General features: G+C 42.9%; 9 protein-coding genes and 1 pseudogene. 3 read left to right on the plus strand and 7 right to left on the minus strand.

Going from position 1 to position 13,614, the window contains the following annotated elements:
* Positions 1–96 precede the first annotated feature (96 nt).
* From csrA to A3K91_RS04455, 4 genes and pseudogenes are all read right to left on the minus strand, one after another.
* Positions 97–264: pseudogene (csrA, locus tag A3K91_RS04440) on the minus strand (carbon storage regulator CsrA); the annotation flags it as partial.
* 425 nt (positions 265–689) lie between these two features.
* Complete coding sequence (locus A3K91_RS04445) at positions 690–1,976, minus strand: aspartate kinase (RefSeq protein WP_062844175.1); 1,287 nt, start codon at positions 1,974–1,976, stop codon at positions 690–692.
* A 289-nt stretch (positions 1,977–2,265) separates the two neighbouring features.
* On the minus strand, positions 2,266–4,938 hold the full coding sequence (gene alaS, locus A3K91_RS04450; protein ID WP_062844176.1) for an alanine--tRNA ligase: 2,673 nt from the start codon (positions 4,936–4,938) through the stop codon (positions 2,266–2,268).
* Between the two features lie 158 nt (positions 4,939–5,096).
* Positions 5,097–6,656 carry a DUF389 domain-containing protein gene (locus A3K91_RS04455; protein ID WP_062844177.1) on the minus strand — a complete coding sequence of 520 codons (1,560 nt, stop codon included), beginning with the start codon at positions 6,654–6,656 and terminating at the stop codon, positions 5,097–5,099.
* 270 nt (positions 6,657–6,926) lie between these two features.
* Between A3K91_RS04455 and A3K91_RS04460 the strand changes: the two genes are divergently transcribed.
* Complete coding sequence (locus A3K91_RS04460; RefSeq protein ID WP_062844178.1) at positions 6,927–7,127, plus strand: hypothetical protein; 201 nt, start codon at positions 6,927–6,929, stop codon at positions 7,125–7,127.
* Positions 7,128–7,239: 112 nt separating this feature from the next.
* On the opposite strand, the gene A3K91_RS04465 is transcribed toward A3K91_RS04460, so the two are convergent.
* Positions 7,240–8,622 carry a L,D-transpeptidase family protein gene (locus tag A3K91_RS04465; protein WP_179288343.1) on the minus strand — a complete coding sequence of 461 codons (1,383 nt, stop codon included), beginning with the start codon at positions 8,620–8,622 and terminating at the stop codon, positions 7,240–7,242.
* A gap of 384 nt (positions 8,623–9,006) precedes the next feature.
* Here A3K91_RS04465 and prmB point away from each other — a divergent pair, with 384 nt between their 5' ends.
* Positions 9,007–10,179, plus strand: a complete 1,173-nt coding sequence (gene prmB / locus A3K91_RS04470; RefSeq protein WP_062844179.1) for a 50S ribosomal protein L3 N(5)-glutamine methyltransferase — start codon at positions 9,007–9,009, stop codon at positions 10,177–10,179.
* A gap of 61 nt (positions 10,180–10,240) precedes the next feature.
* The gene (gene aroC / locus A3K91_RS04475; protein WP_062844180.1) at positions 10,241–11,344 is read left to right on the plus strand and encodes a chorismate synthase; all 1,104 of its coding nucleotides are present in this window, start codon (positions 10,241–10,243) and stop codon (positions 11,342–11,344) included.
* 167 nt (positions 11,345–11,511) lie between these two features.
* Here aroC and A3K91_RS14060 read toward each other — a convergent pair whose 3' ends face one another.
* Positions 11,512–11,712 carry a hypothetical protein gene (locus A3K91_RS14060; protein WP_131539974.1) on the minus strand — a complete coding sequence of 67 codons (201 nt, stop codon included), beginning with the start codon at positions 11,710–11,712 and terminating at the stop codon, positions 11,512–11,514.
* Positions 11,713–11,876: 164 nt separating this feature from the next.
* A complete protein-coding gene (gene creC, locus A3K91_RS04480; RefSeq protein WP_062844181.1) occupies positions 11,877–13,613 on the minus strand; it encodes a two-component system sensor histidine kinase CreC in 1,737 nt (578 codons plus the stop codon).
* Position 13,614 lies beyond the last annotated feature (1 nt).

The following is a 13,614-nucleotide window of genomic DNA, read 5'->3' on the forward strand; positions in this document are numbered from 1 at the left end:
TAGGTATCAAAGATAGGCTTAGCGATTAAAATAGTCTTCATCATCAAATGAAGGCGCAAAACTGCCTTGCTCAAGATGCTGCATTTGCGACTGTACAGAACGCTCATGCTGAATACGTTGGTAGATCTCTTCGCGATGTACAGCGATATCTTTAGGTGCATTAACACCAATGCGAACTTGATTACCTTTGACGCCTAGTACAGTTACACTGACCTCGTCGCCAATCATTAGCGTTTCGCCCACGCGGCGTGTCAAAATTAACATGCGTCACACTCCTTATGTCGCATCAACAAATTATTACTCATTAGATTAATTCTCAATTGCAGGACATCACCGAAGCACTAAACACGCATTATATTAATCATAACTACAATGCTAAACGTTGTGCCGATAGCGGCGATGATAGGTAGATTCATTTAGCCCAAATGAAAGCCCATTATAGGTGCCATAACAGATACTGTCACGGGTTTTCACAAAACTATTAGGTAAATACTCACCCGAGCAATAATAAGAAATAAAAATAGGATCTAAAAAGACCCTATTTTATCTACGTATTATTGTCGATAACTTATAGTTAACCCGTGAAAAACCATGCAAGTCAAATCCGCATTTCATAAGCTTTGACAAATATGATGGCTCAGTTACTAAAAATAGTGTTATAGAACCGTCATTTGGTCTCTCAACGGATACTATAGTCCAGCGATTTTACTTTCGCCTTCTTCACGATCAAGACCAAAAGCAGTATGTAGCGATTTGACGGCTTTTTCCAAATGCTGATCTTGAATCAGTACAGACACTTTGATTTCGCTAGTAGATATCATTTGGATGTTGATATTGTTTTCAGCCAAAGTCTGAAACATTAAGCTGGCAACGCCTGCGTGTGAACGCATACCAACACCAACTAAAGAGACTTTAACGACTTCGCTATTGCCCAATATTTCTTTGGCACCAATCTCGTCTTTAACTTCATCATTGAGTACTTTCATGGTTTTGTCTAAGTCAGAACGATTGACTGTAAACGTGAAGTCTGTTGTGCCATTGACCGATAAATTTTGTACGATCATATCGATTTCAATGTTGGCACGACCGATCGGGCTTAAGATAGCAGAGGCAATACCAGGATGATCAGGTACACCGCGCACTACAATTTTCGCTTCGTCTCGGTTGAATGCGATACCTGAGATGATTGCCTGTTCCATATTGTCTCCTTCGTCTATCGTAATTAGTGTGCCAACATTATCTTGAAACTCTTGGTCAAAGCTACCGTCGGTATTTTCATCAAAGCTAGAGAGTACACGCAAAGGCACACCATATTTACCAGCGAACTCGACTGAGCGAATCTGAAGAATCTTAGAGCCTAGACTTGCCATTTCGAGCATTTCTTCAAAGGTTATTTTTTCAAGCTTTTTGGCCTTTGAGGTAACACGTGGGTCAGTGGTGTAGACGCCATCGACATCTGTATAAATTTGACACTCATCAGCACCCAGAGCAGCAGCAATAGCAACACCTGTCGTGTCAGAGCCACCACGGCCTAATGTGGTCGCATTGCCTTCGTCATCAATACCTTGAAAGCCTGCCACAATAACGATATTGCCCGCGTCCAGCTGTTCACGAATATTTTCATCATCAATGCTTTCGATACGCGCTTTATTATGGGCGTTATCAGTTTTGATGGCCACTTGACGACCAGTGAATGAGCGGGCACCAATACCAAGTTCTTTGATTGCCATAGCGAGTAGTGAGATAGAAACCTGCTCACCTGTTGAGACCATTTGGTCGTATTCACGCGGATCAGGCTGATTGCTAATTTGGCGTGCCAGATCGATTAAACGGTTGGTTTCGCCACTCATGGCAGATACCACAACGACCACTTGATGACCATTGTCATGCCAGCGTTTGACTCGTTTGGCGACGTTTTTAATGCGGTCGATACTGCCCATCGAGGTGCCGCCGTATTTTTGTACTATTAACGCCATAAAAACCTACCTATTATTCATTAATGGCCTTTTCATCATCAATGAGAGTCAATATGACAATCGATCAATGCGTGCATAGACAAAGCCGTATTATGAGAGTTGCGTCTTATGCTTTTTATTTATTCAATAATATGTGCTTTAGACTGGATGAGTGAACAATGTGTTCAAGCGTTGACCTTTATATCATATCTGCGCCACCACGTTAAGTGTCCGTGTGGCTTAGATGTATGGCGATTGGTTATAACCGTTATAACCAATCACATATCCTGCAGATAATACTTATTGACATTTAGCCAAGCTGAGTTTCGACCCAAGCAGGTAGGGCATTAATAACAGCTGCACTATTACCAGTTTTAGGGGCACCACCTTGAGCATAATCTGGCTTACCGCCGCCTTTACCGCCAAGCTCACTTGCTAAATGACGGATGATATCGCCCGCTTTTATTTTAGCAGTGAGAGATTTTGAGACACTGGCTGCTAGGGCTAATTGCTCGTCTTTATCACCAATCAAAACAATAATGCTATCAGGCAGTTTGGATTTGATATCATCCATTAGCGTACGGATGGACTTGCCATCGATACCACTTAAGGTGCTGATAAGAACGGGTGTGCCAGCGATGGTCTGAACGTCATCCAGTAGATTCGCCGCTTGAGCACTGGCCATTTTTTGTTGCAAGCGCTCTAATTGTTTTTCTAGATCGCGTTGCTTATCAGCCATGGTACGTACACGCTGCGCTACTTCAGGACGTTTCACTTTTAGTTGACTGGCCAATTCACTTAGCTGTATTTCGCTTTGCTGAATATTTTTAATCGCATTCATGCCAGTGACGGCTTCGATACGGCGAATACCAGCTGCAATGCCTGATTCGCTAGTGATTTTGAGTACCCCAATATCACCAGTGCGTTGTACATGCAAACCACCACACAGCTCGATAGAGAAAGGTTTGCGCTGACCATCGACAATGCTGTCTGTACCCATGGTAAGGACGCGAACGTCACTGCCGTACTTTTCGCCAAACAGCGCCATGGCACCTTGTTTCATCGCTTCATCGATCGCCATATGCTCAATGCGAGCAGGGGTGTTGGCTTGAATTTGCTCATTGACAAGACGCTCTACGCGTGCGATTTCAGCGGCACTAACGGGTCTATCATACGAAAAATCAAAACGCAGTACTTCGCTTGAGACCAGTGAGCCTTTTTGGGTAACCTCTTCGCCTAATACTTCTCTTAGTGCTGCATGCAAAAGGTGAGTGGCAGAGTGGTTTTTGGCACTTGCTGCACGAATGCTAGACAGCACTTGAGCCTCTGCTGCTTGCTTAACGCTGATATCACCCATGGTTACCACACCATAATGAATGATTGCCTGCCCTGATTTTTTGGTATCTTGAACTTCAAATACACCTGACTCGGTGCGAATTTCGCCAAGCTCACCAACTTGACCACCACCTTCAGCGTAGAAAGGGGTGCGGTCAAGTACGACCACACCTTCTGTGCCTTCAGTTAGGCGATCAATGGCATTGCCATCTTGATAAAGCGCATTGACAGTAACGCCATTTTCTTCTAATTGTTCATAACCGATAAATGTCGTTGGGGTTTCGACTTGGATAATGCTGCTATAATCGACGTCAAACTTGCCAGCATCGCGAGCACGCTCACGCTGTGCCTGCATATGTTCATCGAATTCCGCTTCATCAATGGCGATACCGCGTTCACGTGTGATGTCAGCGGTCAAATCAATCGGAAAACCATAAGTATCATACAGCTTGAAGGCGGCTTCACCAGAAAGCGTGTCACCATCTTGCAAGCCTTCAAGCTCGCTGGCAAGCAAACGTAATCCTTGGGCAAGTGTCTTGGCAAACTGCGCTTCTTCTTTTTGAATGGCATTCTCTATGACGCTTTGCTTGTCTACTAATTCTGGATAGGCAGTGCCCATTTCAGCAACCAGTGGCGCAACCATTTTATAGAAGAAATCACTGTCCGCACCAAGCTTATTACCATGGCGTACTGCACGGCGTATCACACGGCGTAGTACATATCCACGACCTTCATTGCTTGGCGTGACACCATCCGCAATCAAAAATGCCACGGCACGAATGTGATCAGCGATGACTTTTAACGACGATTGTTGTTCATTTTTAATCGCTAAAATCTCAGCTGCTGCATCCATCAAATGCGTGAATAAATCAATCTCATAGTTGCCATGAACGCCTTGCATGATCGCACTAATACGCTCAAGCCCCATACCAGTATCCACACTTGGCGCTGGTAGCGGTAGTAACGTACCGTCTTTTTGACGATTGAATTGCATAAATACGCAATTCCAAATCTCAATATAGCGATCGCCATCTTCTTCTGGTGTGCCCGGCAGACCACCTTCGATATCCGCGCCGTGATCATAAAAGACTTCAGTACAAGGCCCACAAGGACCCGTGTCGCCCATGGTCCAAAAATTGTCTGATGCGTAAGGTGCGCCTTTGTTATCACCGATACGAATGATGCGATCGCTTGGAATACCGATTGTTTTGTGCCAAATATCAAAGGCCTCATCATCGGTTTCATAAATAGTGACGTATAGACGGTCTTTGTCAATCGCTAACCACTCAGCCGATGTCAAAAACTCCCAGATATATTCAATACCTGCTTGTTTAAAGTAGTCACCAAAAGAGAAGTTACCAAGCATCTCAAAAAACGTATGATGACGTGCCGTATAGCCGACATTGTCCAAATCGTTATGTTTACCGCCAGCACGTACACATTTTTGTGAGGTCACAGCGCGTGTATAGTCGCGCGTCTCCATACCCAAAAATGTCTCTTTAAATTGATTCATACCTGCATTGGTAAATAACAATGTTGGGTCATTATGTGGAATCAAGCTGGACGATGAAACTTGGGTATGCTGCTTGCTTATGAAAAAATCGATAAAGGCTTGGCGAATATCGGCTGAGCGAAATGGCTGGCTCACAGCGGCTCCTTACTGACGGATAGAATTGAGTAAAATAATTTTGCATGCGATTTTAGCACAAACGCCAAGGCTCTTGGTACAAGATATACAACCGCTAACGTATTGTGTGAATAAAGCCAGCAGTTTTGTGGACCAAAAATGGCTGACCAAAATAGAGATTAATTGGTCAAAATTGCCGCATCAGTCTCATCGAGCTTATCTTGTATTAATGGATCAGATTCAATCACTTGCACAGGTAAATAGCGCAGTTGCAGTTTAATTGGTAAATAACTGGGGAAGTTTTTTGTCATGTCCTGAGTAATCGTGGTTTCGATTTGGCGTACATCATAAGCGCTAGGCGTGGTTTCACCGCGAATAATTGCACGCACGACTTGGCGCTCATCTGTGACATCAAATTGAGTATTGGTCAATACATTGCCTTTATCAGTAAAGTACGTAGTGATGGTCTCTTTAACATTATTTTCAAAGGCTTGCTGTTTGGCATTAGTCTGCAAATTGATGGTCAAATATGTACCCAATCCACCCAGTAATAATAAAGTGACAGCGTTGCGTTGCAAAAACGTGAGATAAGTATTTGATTGATAGTCGTCATCGACCAGACGACGAAACCCCAATACCCATAATACAAGCGCATTGGTAAATTGGATGGCAATGATGTTTGTCGCGGCTAATAAAAGTGCACCCAAGCCCAGTTGAGGCTCGCCATGGGCAAATAAAATCCCACTAGCAGCAAGAGGTGGCACCAACGCAGTGGCAACAGCAACTCCAACCACAGCAACTGAAAGATGGGGTGATACCATGGCATAGGCACCAGCAGTACCACCTGCTAAAGCAATCATCAAGTCCATAGAAGTAGGCTGGGTACGCGATAGGATTTCTGCTGTCAATGACTGATCTTTGTGCAACCATCCTACAATAAACCCTACTAATACCACTAACGTCACACCGCTGAGCACAGTAAGAATTGATTTACGTAGCAATGGCATACGGTGATCAATGATTGCTAATGCAACCCCTGTAATTGGACCTAGCATCATTGCAACCAACATTGCGCCAATGACTACCGCTGCCGAGTTGGTCACCAGTCCATAGCTTGCGATGATGGCAGACAGTATATTCATAATGAAATACATTTTACTGGGTAGCGCATTTGCCTCAATGGTGACTCTGACTTCTGGATAATCTACTGTTTGATTGCTAAATTGCTCTGCTACAAATTGCTTATAAGACTCAAGTTTGGCTTCCTTTTTTTCTTTGACTTCTTCTTCTCGATCTTCTTCTTTATTGACTTCGTCTTGTGTGTCATCACTCTCTGTTGATGATTGATAAGTTGTCAATTCATCGCTTTCTTGTTCTGGTAAGTCCAACTCTTGAGGCGTTTCTAGCTCGATGTCTTCTTGTTTTGGTACATCTTCTGAGTGTGCTTGTGACTCATTTTCAACTGAATCTTCTTCTGGTTCAGAGGTTTCAAGCGAGGCCACTACGACATCAGGCGCAAGTGATTCTATTTTGACTTTTGCTTCAGGTGGCTGCGCACAAGCCGTATCTTCAACGGTTTCGTCTAAATCATCATCTTCTGTCTCTTCTATCATAGAAATATCAGTATCGGTCTGCGTCAAAAAATCAGACTGAGCAGCCGTATCTTTAGCATCCGTTATCTCTGTTGAATCCTGAAAAGCTGTCAACTTGTCGGAAGAAGTGTCTTTGGGTTTTGTCATAGCAAATAACTTGATTAGAAGATAAAAGAGAGTCGTTATTGTAATGATAAATATACAAAGGCATAGAAGTTTTTTGTGGATGATTATTTATTCTTAGGTAGATAGAAATTAGGACTTTTTCAGAGTAAAAACAAAAACCTTAATAGTAGCATGGTTTTTATGATTGGTCATTTAGTAGGGTTGACCTCAAGAGTTATAGTAAAACCTTATTTTTTATGTGGGTATAGTGTATAAAGTGGTTATATCCACAATATAAATGAGGAATAAAGTATGAACTGGTCATTGTTTTGTGTTGTTTATCTGATAGTCGTAACGGTCACGATGGGCGTTTTTATAGTTGCTGCCTTAGTCACAGGGTTTAATGAAATTGCACATATCCTCATAGTAGCAATATTAGGAATGATAGTTGCTATTCCTGAGGCACTATTTTTTTCTAAAAAGGTGGGTAGCATTACGGGGAATGAAGCTTAAAACATAAGACTTTAATCATAAGACGCTTCAGTGCTCATAAATTCGGCCATAAAAAAAGACCTTGATATCAAGGTCTTTTTTATATTCATACTAATGCATTTAGTGCTGACAGTTATTTTAGCTCGACAGTAGCACCGTTCTCAATATTAGCATAAACCTCTAACACATCCCAGTTGGTCAAGCGAACACAGCCCGCTGATCCTTGGCGACTGATACCTTCAGGCTGTGGTGAACCATGTAATCCATAAGAAGGCTTAGATAAACCCATCCATACGACGCCGACAGGATTGTTTGGTCCTGGTGGCAACATATGAACTTTTTTCTGGGCACCTTCACCAACGGTGGCTTTATACCAAGGCATTTTTACTTTATTGATGATCTTAAAAGTACCTTTTGGTGACGGTGTAGCATCACTACCTACGGTAGTCGGATAAGTGGCAACCAGCTTGTTGTCATTGTAAGCATATAGTGTTTTGTCTGCTTTATTGGCAACCACACGATTGATGCGCTGATTAAGTGGACCACGAGTATTAAGAACAGTGATGGTCTCACCCGCTTTATAAGTTTTGTTTTTATTCAACTTGTCTAAATAGCGCACATCCATATGGAAGCGTTCACCAAACATCTCTTTAATGTCTTGGTAATAAAGACCTTTCATCTTTGATTTTGCCTCTGCGCCAGCAGGTGTAGATGCAAAATTGGTCTTGATGTCGTCTTCAGTAATCGTATAAGTAACCAATACAGGCTTATTAGCAGGAATGTTTTTAACTAAGGCATCCCATGTTTTTTGATCCATTTTACCTGTTGTTGGTAATCCCTTCATGGCCTGAAAGTTGATGAGGGCCTTTTTGCTGTTCATACCCCAGCCACCGTCAACAGGACCAGGAGAAGCATGGTTCCAATCCAGCAATGCTTGCATCTTAATGGTCATTGCTGAGTTAACTTTCATGTTAGGTGACCAAGTGGCCTCATTGACCTGCTTAGCGTAGTTTGACAAATTCAGTGTGGTATATCTTTTGCCATCTTTGTCTTCAATATTCTTAATGGTCGGATCATCACTGAAATCTTGACGTTTTTCACTTTCAGGTAGATCAAAAGCGAGTGGATCAGAAGAATCAATAGAAGCCACATTGCTAGGGGCAGCAACCGCTTGACCTTCACTGATATCGTCAGTATTGTCAGATTGTTCATCTTTTAGCGTCAACTCAGCCGCACTCATGTTATCTGCTGCGACCGCTTGAGGCGCTTCAGACTTTTGCTTTGAATCAATCAGCTGCGTCATACGATCAGCGGATTCAGACTGCACACGAGTATCTAATGAATTGCTACGGTTTTCTTGCACATTAAGGCTAACTTTCTGAGCGATACTAGGTAGTGAGTCAGCCGTACGTACTGGCAATGTGCGAGTATTCTCAGTAGGGGCGGCAAGCGCGCTAACACTGGCACCAACGATAGCGATAGATATGGCAGTAATAATGGGCTTTATTTTCATAATATTGAATCACTTGTAGTTGCTACTAATGCGGCTATTATGCGCATAATTTGGCTGCTTCGCAAACTTTTGACACATCTTTTTTCACTTAAGCCTTGCTAAACGTCAACTGTTGACGTATTCACTACATTTGGGTAATAACCTAGCGAAGATGTGTATTTGATACCATTCAACTCTTACGGCTCTTTCTAAGTATGAAAGCTACTTACCATTAGGGTGAAAAATCGATATAGGGTAAGAAACCGATATAAATGCAAATATTGGCGCTCCTCCTTGTTTATGTCTATAATGTGAGGTTAGATTTTTATTTAATAGATTGGCTTTTCGTAAAAAGCAATTTAACCCATTCGCGTGTGTTTAGTGACCATGCAATCAGTAAGGTGCCATATGTCAGAAGACCAAACCATGAGTGCAGAAGAGTTTCAAAATCAATATCTTAATGATGAGTCTCAGAACTTTGAAAATGAGGTAGAGTATGATTTGGAGACAGGACTTCTTGCTGAGCAGGGTGAATTTGCCAACTTGCATGCCGAGCTAGAAGAAGCACGCGAGCAGCTGGTGAGTATTCGCGATTTCATTCGTTTTTCGGTCACGCAACTGCGTAACTATGATGTGGTCGTTGCGCAAGGCACTACGGATGAATTTGCAGAAGCATCTGCTATTGTCTTACATTCATTAGCGTTAGATTGGTCGGCCAATGAGCAGATTTTAGATTGCCGTTTGACGACATCAGAGAAGCAAGTGGTACTGGACTTATTGGAAGAGCGTATCGCTGAGCGCAAACCACTGAGTTATTTAATCAACTTATCTTATTTTTGTGATCTGCCTTTTTACGTTGATGAACGTGTTTTAATCCCACGCTCACCCATAGCAGAATTGATTCGCCAACAGTTTTATCCTTACTTTGAAGTGAGTGAGCTGGCCAAACCACTCAAAATTGGTATGAATGAGCAGACGGCAAGCTTTTACGATCATGGCTTAGATGTTAAGCAATTGTCGCAGCCTGAGCGTATTTTAGACTTGTGTACGGGTTCAGGCTGTATTGCTATTGCCCTTGCAACGCGTTTTGTTGATGCCCTAGTTGATGCCGTAGATATTGATAAAGGGGCGTTAGAAGTAGCAATGGTCAACGTCGATCATCATGATCTTGGTCATCAAGTTAATGTGATCGAGTCTGATCTATTTGCTAAGATTCCGACTGAAAATCAGTACGAGCTAATCGTTACCAATCCTCCTTATGTTGATGCCGCTATCATGGCAGACCTGCCACCTGAATTTTTATATGAGCCTGAGCATGCGCTAGCGGCTGGTCAAGATGGTTTAGATTTGGTACATCGTATTTTATTTGAAGCGCCAGATTATCTCAGTCCAGAAGGGTTGCTGATTTGTGAAGTGGGCGATAGTGAATGGGCTTTAAAACAAGCCTATCCTGAAATCCAGTTTGATTGGCTCAAGTTTGCCCATGGTGGACATGGGGTTTTTGCTATTACTTATGATGAGTTAGTGACAAATCGTCAGCTGTTTGCGGCTTATGTCCAGTTATTAGATAGCATTCAATAAGCAACATTACAAAGGATTGGTCAACTAAGCATCAGTCGCATTTACTTGTTTAAGGATAGATATGGCAGGCAATAGTATTGGACAGGTTTTTACTGTGACCACTTGTGGCGAATCACATGGTGCAGGTCTTATGGCAATCGTCGATGGTGTACCACCAGGTCTAGCACTGTCTGAAGAAGATTTACAAGTAGATTTGGATCGCCGCAAACCCGGTACTTCTAAATACTCGACCCAGCGCCGTGAGTCTGATGAAGTCGAGATTATCTCTGGTGTTTTTGAAGGTAGGACGACAGGGACCTCCATCGGTTTACTGATTCGTAATACCAATCAAAAGTCAAAAGATTATAGCGACATCAAAGACACGTTTCGTCCCGGTCATGCCGATTATACATATAGTATGAAATATGGTTTTCGTGATTACCGTGGCGGCGGTCGCTCGTCAGCACGCGAGACAGCAATGCGAGTAGCGGCGGGTGCTATCGCTAAGAAATATTTGCAAGATCGCTTAGGCGTGCAAATTCATGGTCATGTGACTCAGATCGGCAATGAACATAGTCAAGTGCTTGACCCCAGCCAAATTGATTGGGAGTTTGTAAATAGTAATCCGTTTTTTTGTGCGGATACGGACGCCGTATCCCGTTTTGAAACATTAATAGATAGCTTACGCCGTGAAGGAACTAGCTGTGGTGCTCGGCTTGAAGTCATTGCCAGTGGCGTTCCCGTTGGACTTGGTGAGCCTGTATTTGATCGTTTGGATGCAGATATTGCCCATGCCATGATGAGCATCAATGCTGTAAAAGGGGTTGAAATTGGCGACGGCATGGCAGTAGCCGGACAGTTTGGGCATCGCTCTCGTGATGAGATGACGCCAGATGGATTTACAGCCAATCATGCAGGCGGTATCTTGGGCGGCATCTCGTCTGGTCAAGATATTCGCGTGAGTATCGCCCTCAAGCCAACGTCTAGTATTACAACGGCGGGCAAAAGTATCAATACGCAAGGTGAGGCAATTGATATGTTGACCAAGGGTCGTCATGATCCTTGCGTTGGGGTACGTGCAACGCCTATTGCTGAAGCCATGCTAGCGATTGTACTGCTCGATCATTACCTGCGTCATCGCGGTCAAAATGCAGATGTAGAGCCGCCAGTGCAGGCGATTATTTAGACAGCTCGTTAGAGATACTTATTAGTCCTTGGTTATTTCTAATAGTAGTTTATTAGAAATGACCAAGGGCTTTTTTGTGGATGTGTGGTTTGTGGCCGTATAGAAGGTACTTAATCAAGATAATAACGCGCCAGTTTAATGGGTAATGTCTTTTAATATGCAATGGCTTAAGCTGCCAACTGATAACCCTCTATCGCCACACATTGCTGATGTCGAAACACCAACAGTAGCTGCTGGCTAGGAACGGCAAGCCAATGCCCAAAAGCTATGCTATTAACACCTGCCTGTGATAAGGCGAGCAGACAAGAATGACGACTATGTCCTAAGCAATCTTCTATTATTTGGCATTGCTGAGTCAGATGTTGCATTGATTTTTTACCTCTAATAGTGATGACGAATGTGACTGACGCTATCGTAAAATAAAGAGATAGAAAATCTATGCAGTAATGATGGAAAGTTAATGAACTGTCATTAGCTTATAAGATACTAAAGTCGCCTACTAAAATAAGATGTATAGAGTTGCTTGAAAAATTTATTCTTTAGCCAAGGGTAGGGTGATACTGACCATCACGCCAGAAAGCTGGCTCATAGCCATATTATCTTGACCATCATTTGTCATCATATTGTGAATAGCAACTAGACCGCCATGATGTTCGATGACTTGTTTGACTAAGGTTAAACCAAGACCTGTCCCTTTCTTGATCACATTGTGAGATGTGCTGGGTGTTTCTTGCCCAAGGTATTGAGACGAGTCATTGTTCGCCATGTTGCTGGCAGAGTAGCTTGTCGAGTGATGTGTGGTTTGACTTTGATGCGATAAGCTAAAGTAACGATCAAACGCTTTATCAACCGCATATTCAGGTAGCAATTTTCCATCATTAAATATATCAATCGTCACCGTATTTGGTGTCTGACGTATATCAATGATGATCGTGTTTTCGGCAAAATGAATCGCATTGTCTAATACATTCTGTAGCACTTGTACCAGCCAAAACTGATCAGCAAAAACGCTTATGTCGGCAGTTAGACTAGACTGTGAACGATCTGTTTCGGTAAAACAGACGTTATCAATATAGATTTCGATGGGTGGTAAGTGCTGCTGTTGTAGCTTGGCAGCATTGTCTTTTGCCAGACTTTGTAACAATGGCAATAATGGCGTTAATTTGCGATTGAGCTTAAAGGTCGGCTGTTCAATTTTGGCAAGTAGCAGTAAGCGATCAATCAGATGCTGCATTTTTATGCTTTGCTCACCAATGGTGTGAATAAGCATTTGCCGATCGTCTTCTTCGAGTCCGTTGTCCTCTAACAATTCACTGCTGGCGCGAATTGCGGTTAAGGGGCTTTTGAGTTCATGGGTAAGAGTATGAACATAGTCGGTGACGTAGTCTCGATTTTCTAACTGATGTTTCATAGACTCAATCGTATCTGTTAGGCTATTGAGCTCACGGCCTAGGTAGAAGTAAGGCTTTTTGGTGTCTTCAGCCAGTGCGCTGGTATACTGAGTCACTAAAGTGATGCTTTGCTTGAGCCACCATGCCACCAATCCTGCCAAGATAAGAGCTGCAATGCTCATCAGTAATGCAGTGATAAACATGCGATTGCGAGTGTTATCCAAATAAGGCAGCACACTAGCGACTGGCTTACCAACACTCACCACACCAATCAGCGCGCCTCTAGGATTTTTTATAGGCTGTGCCACGTACATGATCGTGCCATCACGCTGATTGTGGTTTTGGGTGGTACTCCTTGCGCCATATTGACCATTCAAAGTCAAATACACATCATTCCAACGGCTATAGTCTTGTCCTTCGTCATTGTTAGGCTCAGGTAGTGAGTCATAAATGACAACGCCTGTCTTATCTGTTACGTATACCCGAAAACTACTATAACCTTCGTGCTTATATTCTGGCGTTATGTCACTGTTAATTGCCGGTAGGCCGACGAATGCCGTATCTAAATTGGCTTGATAAGTAGCATCATATAGTTGCCCTGAAGATAGCGGTAACTGCAAATTTGCCGCAAGAAATTTACTGGTATCGAGCAAGGTGTCTTCGATGACTTGCTGGGCAGTCGGTTTGACATAGCCAAACAACTGAGTGAAGGCCACCACACCGCAAATTACTAAAACCAAAGCCACTGCCAACCAAATCCTAAAAAAAATACTCAGGTTCAGTAAGCGTTTTGGCTCATCAATTTGTTGCGCTGTACCAATAGGATGCAGTTTTGCATACCAATTGCTTTGGCTAGTTTTGCCGATTTTATGAGTCATG

This window comes from Psychrobacter alimentarius (assembly GCF_001606025.1).
GTDB classification, from domain to species: domain Bacteria; phylum Pseudomonadota; class Gammaproteobacteria; order Pseudomonadales; family Moraxellaceae; genus Psychrobacter; species Psychrobacter alimentarius.

What these genes read in the sequence shown, in the direction of transcription:
- A3K91_RS04445 (WP_062844175.1), bottom strand. Translation starts at nt 1,976, where the DNA reads ATGGCGTTAATAGTACAAAAATACGGCGGCACCTCGATGGGCAGTATC.
- A3K91_RS04455 (WP_062844177.1), bottom strand. Translation starts at nt 6,656, where the DNA reads ATGACAAAACCCAAAGACACTTCTTCCGACAAGTTGACAGCTTTTCAG.
- A3K91_RS04460 (WP_062844178.1), top strand. Translation starts at nt 6,927, where the DNA reads ATGAACTGGTCATTGTTTTGTGTTGTTTATCTGATAGTCGTAACGGTC.
- prmB (WP_062844179.1), top strand. Translation starts at nt 9,007, where the DNA reads ATGTCAGAAGACCAAACCATGAGTGCAGAAGAGTTTCAAAATCAATAT.
- aroC (WP_062844180.1), top strand. Translation starts at nt 10,241, where the DNA reads ATGGCAGGCAATAGTATTGGACAGGTTTTTACTGTGACCACTTGTGGC.
- A3K91_RS14060 (WP_131539974.1), bottom strand. Translation starts at nt 11,712, where the DNA reads ATGCAACATCTGACTCAGCAATGCCAAATAATAGAAGATTGCTTAGGA.
- creC (WP_062844181.1), bottom strand. Translation starts at nt 13,613, where the DNA reads ATGACTCATAAAATCGGCAAAACTAGCCAAAGCAATTGGTATGCAAAA.